This window comes from Thermaerobacter sp. FW80, from assembly GCF_004634385.1.
GTDB lineage: Bacteria > Bacillota > Sulfobacillia > Thermaerobacterales > Thermaerobacteraceae > Thermaerobacter > Thermaerobacter composti.
Map to the genome: position 1 here is coordinate 2,438,158 of NZ_CP037895.1, position 15,166 is coordinate 2,453,323.

Annotated in this window: 10 protein-coding genes and 1 riboswitch; of the genes, 3 read left to right on the top strand and 7 right to left on the bottom strand. The window is 76.1% G+C overall.

The window, feature by feature from the left end; genetic code table 11:
• Positions 1–46 precede the first annotated feature (46 nt).
• The 4 genes from E1B22_RS10175 to E1B22_RS10190 form a co-directional block, all read right to left on the bottom strand.
• A complete protein-coding gene (locus E1B22_RS10175) occupies positions 47–901 on the bottom strand; it encodes an ABC transporter ATP-binding protein (RefSeq protein WP_135225561.1) in 855 nt (284 codons plus the stop codon).
• 128 nt (positions 902–1,029) lie between these two features.
• Entirely contained in the window at positions 1,030–2,265 is a 1,236-nt protein-coding gene (locus tag E1B22_RS10180; RefSeq protein ID WP_135226100.1) for an iron ABC transporter permease, read from the bottom strand.
• A 116-nt stretch (positions 2,266–2,381) separates the two neighbouring features.
• Positions 2,382–3,455, bottom strand: coding sequence for an ABC transporter substrate-binding protein (locus E1B22_RS10185; RefSeq protein WP_135225562.1), 1,074 nt, complete (start codon positions 3,453–3,455; stop codon positions 2,382–2,384).
• Positions 3,456–3,693: 238 nt separating this feature from the next.
• Positions 3,694–3,842, bottom strand: a riboswitch (cobalamin riboswitch).
• 245 nt (positions 3,843–4,087) lie between these two features.
• Positions 4,088–5,131: an NADH:flavin oxidoreductase/NADH oxidase gene (locus E1B22_RS10190; RefSeq protein WP_135225563.1), complete on the bottom strand. Its 1,044-nt coding sequence runs from the start codon at positions 5,129–5,131 to the stop codon at positions 4,088–4,090.
• Between the two features lie 220 nt (positions 5,132–5,351).
• Here E1B22_RS10190 and E1B22_RS10195 point away from each other — a divergent pair, with 220 nt between their 5' ends.
• Both E1B22_RS10195 and E1B22_RS10200 read left to right on the top strand, forming a co-directional pair.
• Positions 5,352–6,656, top strand: a complete 1,305-nt coding sequence (locus E1B22_RS10195; protein WP_135225564.1) for a M24 family metallopeptidase — start codon at positions 5,352–5,354, stop codon at positions 6,654–6,656.
• A 226-nt stretch (positions 6,657–6,882) separates the two neighbouring features.
• Positions 6,883–7,671, top strand: coding sequence for an enoyl-ACP reductase (locus tag E1B22_RS10200; RefSeq protein WP_135225565.1), 789 nt, complete (start codon positions 6,883–6,885; stop codon positions 7,669–7,671).
• A 254-nt stretch (positions 7,672–7,925) separates the two neighbouring features.
• Here E1B22_RS10200 and E1B22_RS10205 read toward each other — a convergent pair whose 3' ends face one another.
• From E1B22_RS10205 to E1B22_RS10215, 3 genes are all read right to left on the bottom strand, one after another.
• The gene (locus tag E1B22_RS10205) at positions 7,926–11,051 is read right to left on the bottom strand and encodes an efflux RND transporter permease subunit (protein ID WP_135225566.1); all 3,126 of its coding nucleotides are present in this window, start codon (positions 11,049–11,051) and stop codon (positions 7,926–7,928) included.
• Positions 11,052–11,157: 106 nt separating this feature from the next.
• Positions 11,158–12,609 (bottom strand): efflux RND transporter periplasmic adaptor subunit, encoded by a 1,452-nt coding sequence (locus E1B22_RS10210; RefSeq protein ID WP_135225567.1) that lies wholly within the window; start codon positions 12,607–12,609, stop codon positions 11,158–11,160.
• Positions 12,606–13,265 carry a TetR/AcrR family transcriptional regulator gene (locus E1B22_RS10215; protein ID WP_135225568.1) on the bottom strand — a complete coding sequence of 220 codons (660 nt, stop codon included), beginning with the start codon at positions 13,263–13,265 and terminating at the stop codon, positions 12,606–12,608. The genes E1B22_RS10210 and E1B22_RS10215 overlap by 4 nt, the downstream gene beginning before the upstream one ends.
• Before the next feature lie 302 nt (positions 13,266–13,567).
• Between E1B22_RS10215 and tnpB the strand changes: the two genes are divergently transcribed.
• A complete protein-coding gene (gene tnpB / locus E1B22_RS10220) occupies positions 13,568–14,836 on the top strand; it encodes an IS607 family element RNA-guided endonuclease TnpB (RefSeq protein WP_135225569.1) in 1,269 nt (422 codons plus the stop codon).
• Positions 14,837–15,166: the final 330 nt, after the last annotated feature.

Genomic DNA, 15,166 nt, shown 5'->3' on the forward strand with positions numbered 1-15,166 from the left:
AGGCCGCCCGCATCCGCCGCCGCGTTTCCCGCGGGCGCGTCGTCCCTCAGGCGCCGGCCGCCGCCGGTTCGTCCGCCCGCTCCGCAGGGGACGAGCCGGCTCCCGGCCCCGACGACCCGCCCGGGAGCAGCGCCACCTGGGGCACGCCGAGGCGCGGATGGGGCACCACCAGCACCGGGCAACCGTAGACCCGGCCGAGCACGTCGGGCCGCATCACCTGGGCCGGCGGCCCCGCCGCCACCACCCGGCCGGCCTCCATGAGTACCAGGCGCTGGCAGTAGAGGGCGGCCAGGTTGAGGTCGTGGAGGACGGCGACCAGCGTCAGGCCCAGGCGGCGGCGAAGGCCATCCAAGAGGTCCATGATCTCCACCTGGTGGCGCAGATCCAGGTGGTTGGTCGGCTCGTCCAGCAGCAGCACCGCCGGCTCCTGGGCCAGCGCGCGGGCCAGGAGCGCCTTCTGCCGCTGGCCGGCGCTCAGCACGTCCAGGGGCCGATGGGCCTGGTCGGCGAGTCCGACCCAGGCCAGCGCGCGGGCCACCGCCTCGCGGTCCCGGGGTCCCTCCCAGCCCCAGAGCCCCTCCAGGTGCGGCGTCCGCCCCAGCGCCACGTACTCCGCCACGGTGAGCCCGGACCCCGGCCCCGACTCCACGCCGGCCACGGCCAGCCGTCGCGCCCGGGCGGTCGGCCGCCACGCCGCCAGGTCCGTGCCCTCCAGGCGCACCCACCCCGCCTGGGGGCGGAGGTAGCCCGAGAGGGTGCGCAGCAGCGTGGTCTTGCCCGACCCGTTGGGGCCGGCCACCGCCAACCACTCCCCGGCACCGACCTCCAGGGTCACCCCGTCCAGCACCGGGGTCGCCGCGTAGCCGACGCGCACGTCCCGCACCTCCAGGGCGAATCCCATCCGCCCACCTCCCCACCCTCGGGGACCGTCGCCGGCACCGGCCCGCCGTCCCGGTCCGTCCGGCGGAGCGCAGGTCGCCGCGAGCCCCGCCCCGCGCCCCCTCACCGCGGCCCGGACGCGACCCTCCCTCATCCCAGTCCCACGTCCCGTCCCGTGGCATGGCGCCGCAGCAGCCAGAGGAACCAGGGCGCCCCGGCCAGGGCCGTGACGACGCCCACCGGCAGCTCGGCCGGCGCCAGGGCCAGCCGCGCCACGGTGTCGCACAGGATCATCACCGTCGCCCCGGCCAGGACGGCACCGGGCAACAGCCGCCGGTGGTCGGCGCCCACCAGCAGCCGCACCGCATGGGGGACGATCAGCCCCACGAAGCCGATGACGCCGCTGACGCTGACCGCCGTGGCGGCCAGCAGCGAACCGGCCACCAGCAGGCGCCGCTTCACCGCCTCCACGTCGACCCCCAGGTGGTGGGCGGGTTCCTCGCCGAGCCAGAGGGCGTTAAGCGCCCGCACCTGGCTGGCCAGGATCCCGAGGCCCAGCGCCGCCGCCACGGCCAGGGCCTCCACGTCCCGCCAGCCCGCGCCCGACAGGCTGCCCAGCAGCCAGAACACGATGGGTCGCAATCGCTCGCCGCTGAGGAAGACCAGCAAGGACACCAGCGCGCCCAGCAGCGACGCCACCGCCACCCCGGCCAGCAGCAGGGTGCCGACGGCCAGGCGGCCGCCGACCCGGGCCAGGCGGCTGACCGCCACCACCGCACCCAGGGCGCCGACGAAGGCGCCGGCGGGGACCAGCCCGAAGCCGATGACCCGCACCAGCGCGCCCGCCACGCCACCGAGCCCTCCGGCCGCCGGCCCGGCCGCGCCGCCGGGCGGCCCCTCCGCCGCGCCCGCCGCGCCGGTGGACAGCCCGAGGAGCACCAGGTAGGCGAGGGCCGCGCCCAGCGCGCCGCCGCTGGAGACGCCCAGCACGTAGGGGTCCGCCATGGGATTGCGGAAGAGGGTTTGGAAGGCGCTGCCCGCGGCGGCCAGGGACGCCCCGACGAGGGCCGCCAGGAGCACCCGCGGCAGCCGGATGTCCACCAGGATCCGTGCCGCCGGGGCCACCTCCCCGCCCGCGTCCCCCGCGAGGGCGCGGGCCGCCGCGTCCAGCAGCACGCGCACCACCTCGGCCGGCGGCACCGCGACGGCCCCGAGCCCCGTCGCCAGCAGCAGCGAGACCACCAAGGCCAGGGCCAGGCCGGCGAAGACGCCGGCCCCCCGGCCGGGAGGGCGCCCCGCGCCCGGCAGGCGGGCCGGACCCGGCCCTCCCGGCCCTCGTCCAGGACCCGTCCCGTCGGCCTCGGCCCTCGCCCCGCCCTGCGGCATCGCCGATCGTGCGGCCCGGCCCAGGGGCCGCTGCCTTCTCCCCTGAAGCCGCATGCCCCCCGCCCCCACCGGACCCCACCGGCGCGGCCGGCACCCCCCTGGCGCGTCCTCGGCCGTCACTCGCCTCCCTGGAAGCGGTCGGGGTAGAACCAGCGAGCCAGCTGCTCCAGCCCCTCGACCAGGCGCGGCCCCGGCCGGCTGATCACCGCGTCGTCGATGGCGTACACGCGGCCCTGCTCGACCGCGGTGATGCCCTCCCACCCGCGGCGGCGCTTGGCCTTGAGCTCCTCGTAGGAGGTCTTGAGCGAGGCCGGCACCACGATGACCCGGGGGTCCTGCCGCACGACCTCCTCGAGGCTGATCTGGGGCCAGGGCTGACCGGTCCCCTTGGCGACGTTGATGCCGCCGGCGGCCACGATGACGTCGTGGATGAACCCGCCCGGCCCCACGGTCATCAGCGGGTCGTTCCAGACCTCGTAGAACACGCGCACCCGCTGGTCCTCCGGGATGTCCGCCACGCGCTGGCGCACCGCCTCGATGCGGGACCGCATGTCCTCCACCACCCGGCGCGCGCCCGCCTGGGCGTCCACCAGCTCGCCGATGCGCAGGATGCGGTCCAGCACGTCGTCCAGGGTGGCCGGCTGGATGACCACCACCGGGATGTCGAGCTCCTCCAGCTTCGCGACCTGCTCCTCGGTCCCGCCGATGGTCAGGGCCAGGTCCGGCTCCAGGGCCACGATCTGCTCGTAGTTGGTGTCCGTCAGGCCCCCGACCTTGGGCAGCTCCTGGACCTCCGCGGGGTAGTCGCTGAAGGAGTCGACCCCCACCACCCGGTCCCCGGCGCCGATGGCGAAGAGGATCTCGGTGTTGCTCGGCGCCAGCGAGACGATGCGCTCGGGCCGCCGCTCCAGGGTCACCTGCCGCCCGGCGTCGTCGGTGAGGGTGTAGGGGTAGCTCGTCCGCGGCGCCTGCTCCGTCGACGCCTGCCCCTCGCCGGCAGCGGCCGGGGACGAACCGGCCCCGGAGCCGCCGGCCCCTGCGCCGTCCGGCGTCGCCCCGCCGCCACCGCCGCAGGCGGTCACCAGCAGGGCGACCAGCAGGAGCAGCGCCACCAGGGCCCCACCGCGTCGCGGCCCGCCGCCTCGCCGCGTTCGTCCCGCCCAGAGCCCTCGTACGAACCGTGCCATCATCCGGTCCCTCTCCCCTCGTCCCCGTCTCCGTCGGCACCCGCCCGGGGCGCCGACCCGGCCGCACCCGGGTCGCCCGCGCCCCTCGGCGGCGGGCGGACGGATCCCTCCGCCAACGGCTCCCTGCTCAAACGAAAAGCCCCGGCCTTGGCGTCAGAGCAGGCCGGGGCGACGTCCCCGCACGTGGGCGCACCCGGTACGTACCTCCTTTCCGCCGAAGGCGTACGTACTCGGTCCAGGCAGGTCTCCTGGCTCCCGGATCACCGCCGGGCGCCCGGCCTTCCCGCAGCCCTGCCCGCTGGGGCAGCGGGCCGCAGTGGCGCACGAGGGGCGCCGGCTCCCCGGTCACAGTGGCGGGACCGCGCCGGATTCGCACCGGACTTCCCTATTCTCCCTCGCCCGCGGCCGCGTCGCGCCGCACCCTGGGCCGCCGCGGGACGGGGCACCTGGACCGCCACGGGATTCGGTTGTCCGCACCCATTCTACCCCATCGCGGGGGCACGAGGTAGCGGCCGGTCGCCGCGGATGGGCGGCGGTGACGCGCCCTTCCGGACGCGGGACGGGCGGGGGCCCACCCGCGCCCCGGCGTGGCCGCGGCCGCGGGCGCCCCCGGCTCGGCCCAACGCGGGCGTCGGCTACCGGCGCGCCCGCAGGTACTGGCGGGGCCAGGCGATCTCGGCCCCGAGCTCCCGCGCCGCCCGCAGCGGCCAGTAGGGCTCCCTCAGCAACTGGCGCGCCAGCAGGACGACGTCGGCCTGGCCCGAGCGGATCACGTGGTCCGCCTGGGCGGGCTCGGTGATCAGCCCGACGGCCCCGGTGGCGATGCCCACCCGGCGGCGCACCTCGGCCGCGAAGGCGGCCTGGTAGCCGGGCCCCTGGGGGATGGGTTCGGGAGGCGGCACCACCCCACCGGAGCTGCAGTCCACCAGGTCGACGCCCCGCTCCTTGAGGGCGGACGCAACGGCGACGGTGTCGTCCAGGGTGACGCCCCCGGGCGCCCAGTCCACGGCCGAGAGCCGCACCCAGAGGGGCCGGTCGGAGGGCCAGACCGCCCGCACCGCCTCGACCACCTCCAGCAGCAGGCGCATGCGGCCGCGGAGGTCGCCCCCGTACCCGTCGGTCCGCCGGTTGCTCAGCGGGGAGAGGAACTGGTTCAAGAGGTAGCCGTGGGCGGCGTGGATCTCGATGAGGTCGAACCCGGCCTGCAGCGCCCGGCGGGCGGCCGCCGCGAAGGCGTCGACGATGGCCGGGATCTCCTCGATCCCCAGGGCGCGCGGCACGGGCCAGTCCGGGGCGAAGGGGATCGCCGACGGCGCCACCGCCGGCTCCGGCCCCACCCCCTTGTTCGGGGACCACGCCTTGCGGCCGGCATGGGCGAGCTGGATGCCGACGGGCACCCCCTGGGCGTGGCAGAAGTCGACGATCCGCCGGAGGGGTTCGACGTGGTCGTCGCGGTAGAGGCCGAGATCGGCCTCGCTGATGCGCCCGCGGCCCTCCACGGCCGTGGCCTCGACCACGATCAGCCCGACGCCGCCGACCGCCCGGGTCCCGTAGTGCACGAAGTGCCAGTCGTTGGCCCGGGCGTCGGTGCCGGCGCTGTACTGGCACATCGGGGACATGACGATGCGGTTGCGCAGGGTCAGCCCGCGGAAGGCGATGGGATCGAACAAGCCCGCCATGGCTCCTCACCTCGACGGCGCCATTATCGGCTCGCCGCGAGCCGGCCTCAACCCCCGGCGTTCGGGGCGGCTCCACCGGGGCCCCGAGGCTCCGCGCCGCCGGCACCGGGGGCCGGCGGCCGCCGGCGGTGCGGCCGCCGTCGCCGGCCCGGCGCGGTGGCCGGAAGGGGCCCGGGAGGGAATCCGCGCCCGACGGCCAAAGTAGGGGGACGGAAGCGAGGTGTCGCCGGTGTCGGACGAACCGGGAACCGCCCCGGAACCTCCCTCGGGCGACGCCGCCGGTCCGGCGCCCGCCGCCCCGGCGCCCTACCTGCCCCGCGGGGCCCGGGGCCCCGGGATCGACCGGCCGGTCCTGCCCGAGGCCACCTACCGACGGCGGCAGGACGCGCTGCGGGCCGCCGCCGCGGCCGCGGGCCTCGATGCGGTGCTGGCGGTGGGCCGTGCCTTCTACGAACGCGGCGGGGACGTGGCCTTCCTCTGCGGCCACCACGCCCCCGCCCCCACGGCGGCGGCGGTCCCGGGGTACGAGGGCTGGGGGCAGTCGCTCCTGCTGGTGCCGCGCCGCGGCCCGGTGGTCCTCATCGCCGACGCGGCCCGTCCCGAGACGGTGGTGGCGGACCGGGTCGATCTCACCCCCGCCCATCCCATGGCCCTCCGCACGTGGATCCAGCGCCTGGGGCTCACCGCGGGCCGCATCGGCGTCGCGGGGACGGACCTGTGGTCCTGGGCCGCCTTCCGGGCGGCCGCCCAGGCCCTGCCGGGCGTGGAGTGGGTCCCCGCCGACGCGCTGGTTCGCCGGGCGCGCCGCGTCAAGGACCCGGAGGAACAGGAGCTGCTCGCCCGAGCCGCGGCGGTGGCCGATGTGGGGCTGGCCGCGGCCCTCGAGGTCCTGCGCCCCGGCCTCTCGGAGCAGCAGCTGGGCGCCGCGGGGACCGCGGCCGCGCTGGCCGCCGGCGCCGACTTCGTGCGCTACTTCCGGGTGCACGCCGGCGCCTGGTCCCTGCTGAGCTTCCGCTGGCCCCAGGCCACGGACCGGCGGGTGCAGCCGGGCGAGGCGGTCGCCTTCGACATCATCGGCGCCTGCCGGGGCTACCAGTTCGACGTGCTGCGCACCGCGCTGCTCGAGCCGGTTCGTCCCGAGCTGGAGCGGCTGGCCGCCGCCACCGCGGCCTGCCTGGAGGCGGTCCTCGCGCGGTGCCGGCCCGGCACGCCGGTGGCGGCCCTGCTGGCGGCGGCGGAAGAGGCAGCCGCGTCCTTCGGGCTCGCCGGCCACCTGGCGCCGCTGCTCGGCCACGGCATCGGCCTCGAGACCGTGGAGGAGCCGCTGCTGATGCCCGGGGTGGACGATCGCCTGGAGGCGGGGATGGTCCTCTGCATCGAGCCGGCCCTGCGCGTGCCGGGGCTGGGTGGCTACAGCATCGAGGAGATGGTGGTGGTCGAGGCCGCGGGGCCCCGCATCCTGACGCGGACGCCGCGACGCCCCCGCGCGGGCGGATCGCCGGGGGCGGCGGCCGCCGGCTCGTGAAGGGGACCGACGGCCGCCCGGCCGGCCGCGCACCCAGCGCCTGCCGCCGCCGAGCGCCCGAGAGCACCCAGCCCGAGGGGGTCCGCCCGCGGGGTTCGGCGAGGCCGCGGCGGCGACGGTGGTCGGTTCGGCCGGCCCTTGGACCGTCGGTTCGACCTTGGCCGCCGCCGCGACGGGAACGGCCATCGGCTGGGCTTCCACAGCGACGGGAAAGGGTGACGATTCCGTGGCGACGACGGTTCCCGCCGGCCTCCTGGAAGGCAAGCGGGCCCTGGTCTTCGGGGTGGCCAACAAGCACAGCATCGCCTGGGCCATCGCCCGCGCCCTGGATGCGGCGGGGGCGGAGCTGGCCATCGCCTACCAGGACCAGCGGCTGGGCGAGCGGGTCCAGAAGCTGGTTCCCGAGCTCCGGCGCCCGCCCCTGCTCCTGGAGTGCGACGTCGCGTTCGACCCGCAGATCGACGCGGCCTTCGCCACCGTGGCCCGGCACTGGGACCGGCTGGACGTGCTGGTCCACAGCCTGGCCTATGCTCCCAAGCAGGCCCTGGAGAACCCCTTCGTGGAGACCACGCGCGAGGACTTCCGCATCGCCCTCGACGTGAGCGCCTACTCGCTGGTGGCGCTGGCCCGGGCGGCGCGGCCGCTGATGAAGGAGGGCGGCTCCATCCTGACCATGACCTACTACGGCGCCCAGAAGGCGGTGCCCAACTACAACGTGATGGGCGTCGCCAAGGCGGCGCTGGAGGCGTGCGTCCGCTACCTGGCGGCGGACCTGGGTCCGGCGGGCATCCGGGTCAACGCCATCTCGGCCGGCCCCATCAACACCCTGGCCGCCCGCGGCGTGCGCAACCTGACGGACTTCATCAAGACCCACGCGGAACGCTCGGCCCTGCGGCGCAACGTCACCCAGGAGGACGTCGCCCACGCCGCCCTGTTCCTGGCCAGCGACCTGGCGGCCAGCATCACCGGCGAGGTGCTGTTCGTCGACGCGGGGTACAACGTGATGGGCGTGTGAGGGGGTCGGACGGGCGCGTGAGGCGGGACGGACGGGCATGGGCGGCGGGACGGCGCCCGCTGACGCCCGGGCGGGAGCTCGGCGTGCCGGGGGCCGTCGGCGCCGGAGCCCGTCCCTTGGCGGCCGGTGGGCCCAGCGCCACCGGCCGCCGGCGTTCGGGCGACCTCGGGCCGCGGCCGGGGCCGCGACGACGTGGGTGGCCGGCTTGGCTGGCCCGTGCCGGTTGCCGCCGCCGCTGCCGGCTCCCGGCGCCCCTATCGCCCCGCTTGGGCCAGGCCGGTCCCCGGTTCCGCAGCCTCCCGCGGCCGCCCGCGCCGGACGAACCGGCCCAGCCGGCGCAAGCCGTCGTCCAGCAGGCTGTAGGCCACCGGCACCAGCACCAGGGTGACCAGCGTGGAGAGCAAGAGCCCGTAGATCACCACCACCGCCAGCGGCCGCAGCAGCTCCGACGAGGCCCCGGGCAGGTAGGCGAAGGGCACCAGCCCCAGGTTGGTGGTCAGCATGGTCATCAGGATCGGCCGCAGGCGCACAGGGCCCGCCTCCAGCAGGGCGGCGTCCCGGGCGAGGCCGCGCCGCCGCAACACGTTGGTGTAGTCCACCAGGACGATGGCGTTGTTCATCACCACGCCCACCAGCATCAAGAAGCCCAGCAGCGCGGTGACGCCGATGGGGAGCCGGTGCACCGCCAGGCCGGCCACGGCGCCCACCACCGTGGGCGGCAGGCAGAACAGGATCACCAGCGGGTGGAAGAAGGACTCGAACTGGGCCGCCATGATCAGGTAGACCAGGAGCACCGCGAGCACGATGGAGAGCCCCAGCGAGCGGAAGGTCTCGGCCATCTGCTCGGCCTCGCCGGCGACCTCCCACGTCATGCCCCCCGGCCAGTCCATGGCGGCCAGCTCGCGCCGCAGGTCCGCGGAGACCACCCCCAGCGGTCGGCTCCCGTCCAGGTGGACCGCCACCGTCACCTGGCGGCGACCGTCCTGCCGGGTGATGGCCAGGGGCGCCCGTTCCTCGGTCACCGCGGCCACGTCGCCCAGGCGCACCACCTGCCCCGTCGCCGAGCGCAGCGGCAGGTGCTCCAGGGAGCCGTAGCGCGCCTGCGCCTCGTCGGCCAGCATCAGGCGCACGTCCCACTGGTCTTGCCCCGTGCGCACCCGGGCCACCGTCATGCCCCCCAGCGCCGCGCGCAGCGCGACCTCCACCTCCTGGACGGAGAGCCCGGCCCGTGCCAGGGCGTCGCGGTCGGGGCGGATCACCACCTCGGGTCGGGTCTCCCGCAGGCTGCTCTCGGCGCCGGCCACGCCGGGCACCCGGCGGACCCTTTCCACCACCTGGTCGGCGACCCGGGCCAGGACGTCGGGGTCGTCGCCCGCGATCTGGATCTCCAGCTGGCTCAAGCCGGCGCCCATGACCGACGACTGCACCGTGGCCTGGATCTCGGCGCCGGGGATCGCGTCGAGGTCCGCCCGCACCGCCCGCAGCACGTCGAACACCGAGCGATCCCGCTGCTCGACGGGCACCAGCACCGCCACCACCGTCGCCTCGTTGCCTGCGGCCGCCGCGGTGCTGAAGGCGCCACCGGTGGCGCCGACGGTGGTCACCACCCGGTCGACCTCCGGCACGGCCAGCAACCGCTCCTCGACCCGCCGCGCCACCGCGGCCGTCTCCTCCAGGCGCGTCCCCGGCGGGGTGCGGACGGCGACCTGGATCTCGCCGCTGTCCGCCTGGGGGAGGAACTCCGAGCCGAGCTGCGGCGCCCCGACCAGGCTCGCCGCGAACGCCGCCAGGGCCACCGCCATGACCAGGCCGCGGCGCCGCAAGCTGGCCGCCAGCAGCCGGCGGTAGGCCGCCTCCATCCGCTCGATGGCGCGGTGGAAGCCGCGCAGGAAGCCCACGGGCTCGTAATGGGCCCCCAGCACCCGGGCCGCCAGCATCGGCACGAAGGTCACGGCCCCGAAGAGGGCGGCGGCATGGGAGAAGATCACGGCCAGCGCCAGGGGCGTGAACAGCTCGGCCGCCAGGCCGCCGATCAACAACATGGGGAAGAACACCGCTCCCTGGGCGATGGCGGACGCCGTGACCGCTGCGGCCACCTCGGCCGTCCCCTGCTCGGCCCCCGCGGCGGGCGGCGTGCCGCGGAGGCGATAGCGGTGGATGCTCTCGATGACGACGATGGCGAAGTCCACCAGCGACCCGATGCCGATCAGCAGGCCGCCGAGGGAGACGATGTTCAGCGTCTGGCCGGCGGCGGCCAGCATGGCGAAGGAGCCGATCACCGACACGGGCAGCATCAGGCCGACCACCAAGGTGGTCCGGCCGTTGCCCAGGAACAGGTAGAGCACGGCCACGGCGATGACGGCGCCCAGCAGGCCGTGCTCGGCGACGGTGCGCACCGACTCCTCGATGAAGTCCCCCTGGTCGAGGATGGGGCGCAGCTCCACGCCGGGCGGCAGCTGCGGGGCCAGCCGCTCCAGCGCCCGCTCCACCCCGCGGGAGACCGCCAGGGTGTTGCCGTCGGTGGCCTTGAGGACCTGGAGCTGCACCACCGGCTTGCCATCCAGGTAGGCCAGCTGCGTCGGATCGGCCAGGGCCTCCTCGACCTGGGCGACGTCGGCCAGCCGCACCGCGGCCCCGCCGGGCGTCGGGATCACGGCCGCGGCCACGTCGCGGGCGCTGGTGTACTGCGCGTCGAGGCGCACCGCCAGCTCCGCGCGGCCGCGGTCGACGGCGCCCGCCGTCACCAGCGCGGCACCGCCCCCCAGGGCGCGCGCCACCAGGGCGGGGTTGAGCCCGTAGGCCTCGAGCCGGGCGGGATCCAACCGCACCCGGACCTCCCGCTGGCGGACGCCGACCACGGCCACCGAGGCCACCCCGTCCACCTGCTCCAGGGCGGGGGCGATGCGGTCTTCCGCCAGCGCCTGCAGCTGGCCGGCGGGCAGGTCGCCGGTGACGCCCACGGTGACCACGGGGGCGGCGGCCGGATCCAGCGTCAGGACGCGGGGGCTGTCGGCGTCCTCCGGCAGCACGCCGCGAACGGCGTCGATCCGCTTCTGCACCTCGAGGACCGTGAAGTCCAGGTCGACGCCCCAGTCCAGTTCCAGGATCACCAGGGCGGATCCGGGCTGGGCGATGGATCGCACGCCCTTGACCCCGTTGACGGTGCTGACCGCCTGCTCCAGGGGCTCCACCACCCGCGCCTCCAGCTCGGCCGGGGCCGCGCCCGGGTACGAGGTGGCGACCACCACCACCGGCAGCTCGAACTGGGGCAACAGGTCGACGGGCATGGCCGGCAGCAGGAAGGCGCCCAGCAGGACCAGGGCGATGACCAGGACCGAGACGAACACCGGCCGGTGCACGGAGAAGCGTGCGATGCTCAAAGGCGACCGTCCTTTCGTCGCGGCTTGGCGGCGCCGCGGGCATCCGGCGCCTGGGGCGGGCGCCGGCCGACGCCGGCGACGACGTCGCCGGCGTCGGCCGGCCGGCTCACGAGGGCGGCACCACCCGCACCCGCTCGCCGCCGGCGAGGCCGTCGGCGCCGCGGGTGATCACCCGCTCCCCGGGCTGCAGCCCCTCCAGGATCAGGGCCCGTTCGGCGGTGACGGTCCCGTACCGCACCTCGCGCCGCTCGGCGCGACCCCCCTCGACGACGAAGACCGTGCCGCGGCCGGGTTCGTCCCCCTCCTGCAGCGCGTCGACGGGGATCAGCAGGCCGCGGGTGCCGCCCTCCATGGACAGCCGCACGGTGGCGGGCTGCCCGGGGGCGGGCCACCGGGCGCCGCTGGCCGGTTCCAGGTCGACGGTCAGGGTGTAGGCGCCGGTGCGGGCGTCGGGGACCCGCGTCTTGCTGCGCACCCGGCCCGGCCAGGTCTGCTGGCCCACGACCACCTCGACCCTGGCGCCGTCGTCCACCGCGTCGTAGAGGCCGACCGGCAGCTCGGCCGCCACCTGCACCGGGCCGGGGTCCACCAGGATCACCAGCGGCTCCGGGGCCTGGGGGGAGGCGAGGGTGCCCACCTCCGCCGCCACCGCCGCCACCACGCCGTCGACGGGCGCCGTGACCCGGGTCCGCTCCAGCTGCTGGCGGGCCAGGGCCAGGGCGGCCTCCGCCTGGTCGACCTGCGCCCGGGCCGCGGCGGCGGGATCGCCGCGGCGCGCCAGCTCGCGGGCGCGACGGGCCGCGTCGAGGCGGACCTTGGCCGCCTCCAGGTCGAACTCGGCTTGCCGCACCGCCGCCCGCGCCTCGGCCAGGGATGCGGCCAGCTGGCCGCACCCCGTCGCGGCGCCGTGGGGCCCGGCCGCGCCGGGTGCGCCGGCCGGCGCGCCGCCCGCGGCCGCTGCGCCGGCCGGGGGCGCCGTGGGTGTCCCCGGGGCGGCCCCGCCGGCGCCGTCACAGCCCAGGGCCTGCCACTGCCGCTCCAACGCCGCCAGCGCCTGCCGCGCCCCGTCCAGCTGGGCGGCCGCGCCCTGGTGGGCGAGCTGCGCCTGGCGGTATTCGGCGTCGGCCTGCAGTCGCTGCCCCTCCGCGCCTTGCTCCGCCTGGCGGACGGCGGCCCGGGCGGCGGCCAGGGCCGCCTCGGCCTGGCGCACCTGGGCCTCGGCCGCGGCGGCGTCGAGCTCCACCAACACCTGGCCCTTGCGCACCCGTTGGCCCACCTCGACGTGGACGGCGGTGATCGGCCCCGCCACCTGGGGCCGGACCGGCACCTCGGCCCGGGCCCGCACCCGGCCGGGCAGCTCCACCGGCTGGGCCAGGGTCCCGGGGACGGCCTCGGCCACCTCCACGGGCACCGCCGCGGGCGGTTCGGATCCGCCCGTGCCGGCCGCGCCGTTCCCCGCCCGGGTCCCGCAGGCGCCCAGCACCAGGGCGGCGATCACCAGGGCCGCCGCCAGGTTCCCCCGACGGCGCAGGGTTGGGGACGCGTGGTGCGCGGTCATCGCCCTCCGGTCTCCTTTCCCATGGCCTCCGTCCGGCGCAAGGCGCCGGCGCCCGTCCGCTCGGCATCGCCCGCCGGGTCGCCGGCCCTCGCCCCGGCCAGGTAGGTGTCGACGGCCGCCAGGAGCCGTGGCAGCAGGCCCGGCGGCGCCCCGCTGTGGTACCAGGCGGCCAGCCGCGCCAGCACGATCCCCTCGATGTCCAGCGCCACCTCCTCCGCCGGCCGCCGGTCCGTGATCTCGCCCCGCCGCTGGCCGCGGGCGCAGAGGTCGGTCACCAGGCGGTGGAGCAGCTGGGAGGCCCGCTCGGCCCCGCCCCGCCGCAGGTTCTCGATGCACCACAGCCAGATCACGTCGGGGTGGATCTGTTGCGTCCACTCCGCCAGGCGGGTGAGCAGGCGGTGGAGCGCGGCGCGCAGGGGGAGCCCCTCCGCCCCGGCCAGCTCGCGACGCAGGGCCTCCAGGCGCGGCGGGAGGGCGGCCAGGGCCAGGTCCTCCTTGGTGGCGAAGTAGTTGTAGAAGGTCCCCTTGGCGACCCCGGCGGCGCTGGCGATCTGGTCCACCGTGGTGGCGGCGAAGCCCTGGGCGGCCAGCAGCCGCATGCCCTCCCGCAGCAGGGCCTGGCGCACGGCCTCCCGCTGGTGCTGGCGCAGGCTCAACGGGATCCCCTCCCCCGCGGGGATCGGCGGTGCTTCTCCCGGGAATGACCGCGGTCATGATCTGACCCGGGTCATCTCGACGGACCCAGCGTACGGATCCGCCGCCCCGCCGTCAAGGGGGGGACGCCGGCCGCCAGGCGGTGGGCGGTGGGTCAGGCGAGGGTTGAGAACAGCTAGTGCGTTTCTTATCTTTCTCGTCCAATATCATCAAATCTTCGCATCCCCTTCCCTCCTCGGCCGGCTCGTTGTCTGAGAACAGATGTTCTGGTACGATGTCCTTGGATGATCTTGGGGGCTTCCCCATGCGTGTGTTGCAGGCGTACCGCTTCGCCCTAGACCCCACACCCCGCCAGGAACGGGCGTTGGCCTCCCACGTGGGCGCCCGCCGCTTCGCCTTCAACTGGGGTCTGGCGCTGGTGAAGGAGCGCCTGGAAGCCCGCGCCCGGGGTGAAGACGTGGAAGTGCCATGGACCCTCGCCGCCTTGCGGCGGGAGTGGAACCGGCAAAAGCACCTCGTCGCCCCCTGGTGGCGGGAGAACTCGAAGGAAGCCTACTCCTCCGGTCTGGACGGACTCGCCCGGGCCCTGCAGAACTGGTCGAAGAGCCGCCAGGGCGAACGCAAGGGCCGCCGGGTGGGGTTCCCCCGGTTCCGGAAAAAGGGCCGGGGCCGGGAGTCGGTGCGGTTCACCACCGGCGCGATCCGGGTGGACGACCAAAGCCACGTCGTCCTGCCCCGGATCGGGCGCGTGAAGACCCACGAGCCGACCATGGCCCTGCTCCGGCGCATCGAAGCGGGAACGGCCCGCATCCTGTCCGCCACGGTCGCCCGGGAAGGGGGCCGGTGGTTCGTCAGCTTCACCTGCGAGGTGGAGCGGCAACCGGGCCGCCCCCGGTTCCCCGGGCGGGTGGTGGGCGTGGACGCGGGGGTGAAGCACCTGGCGGTCCTTTCGACGGGTGAGAAGTGGCCGAACCCCCGGTCCCTTGAAAAAGTGCTCCGGAAGATCGCCCGGTCCAGCCGCGCCCTGGCCCGGCGTCAGAGGGGCAGCCGGGGGTGGCACAAGGCCCGCCGCCGGCTGGCCCGGCTCCATGCGCGAGCCCGAAACCTCCGCCAGGATGCCCTTCACAAGCTGACGCACCATCTGGCGACCACCTATGGCGTGGTGGTGGTCGAACGGCTGCACGTGGCGGGCATGTTGAAGAACCGGCGGCTCGCCCGGGTGCTGGCCGATGCGGCCCTGGCGGAGATCCGCCGCCAGCTCCGCTACAAGTGCCCCTGGTACGGGGCGGTCCTGGTCGAAGCGCCGCTGTTCTATCCCAGCAGCAAGCGTTGCTCGCTGTGCGGTGCGGTCAAGCTGTCGCTGCCGCTTTCGGAGCGCATCTTCCGCTGCGAGGAATGCGGCTTCGTGCTCGACCGGGACGAAAACGCGGCCCGGAATCTCGCGGCCCTGGCGGCCGCCGTCGCCGGGAGTGGCCCGGAGACGAAAAACGCCCGTGGACGGGATGGAAGACCTGCCGCAAGGCAGGCGGTCCCGGAGGAAGCGGGAAGCCGGCACCGGCGCATCGCTGGGTAAGACCGGCACCGCCGATCCGCAAGGATCGGCTGCCTGAAACAGATGACGATGTTTCAGGTAACGGCCTGGGTCGAGTCGATGACCGCCGGCGCCGGCTGCCCCCGGAGGGCCTGCCCCGGAGGCCGGTTCGTCCGTCCCCGGGGAGGCGGGGACGGGAGGCTGGCGGGCCGAGGGCGACGGGCCTCGAGCCGGCCCGCCGGACCTTGCGGGGGAAGGCCCCGCTGTGGCCTCTTCGCGCCGGGGCCGCTGGAGCAGGGCTGGCGACCCGCTCGACCGGAGCCTCAGGCCCCCGACCCACCGAGAGCGCCAAGGCCCGACCCTCCCCGGCCC

What these genes read in the sequence shown, in the direction of transcription:
- E1B22_RS10175 (WP_135225561.1), bottom strand. Translation starts at nt 901, where the DNA reads ATGGGATTCGCCCTGGAGGTGCGGGACGTGCGCGTCGGCTACGCGGCG.
- E1B22_RS10180 (WP_135226100.1), bottom strand. Translation starts at nt 2,265, where the DNA reads ATGCCGCAGGGCGGGGCGAGGGCCGAGGCCGACGGGACGGGTCCTGGA.
- E1B22_RS10185 (WP_135225562.1), bottom strand. Translation starts at nt 3,455, where the DNA reads ATGATGGCACGGTTCGTACGAGGGCTCTGGGCGGGACGAACGCGGCGA.
- E1B22_RS10190 (WP_135225563.1), bottom strand. Translation starts at nt 5,131, where the DNA reads ATGGCGGGCTTGTTCGATCCCATCGCCTTCCGCGGGCTGACCCTGCGC.
- E1B22_RS10210 (WP_135225567.1), bottom strand. Translation starts at nt 12,609, where the DNA reads ATGACCGCGCACCACGCGTCCCCAACCCTGCGCCGTCGGGGGAACCTG.
- tnpB (WP_135225569.1), top strand. Translation starts at nt 13,568, where the DNA reads ATGCGTGTGTTGCAGGCGTACCGCTTCGCCCTAGACCCCACACCCCGC.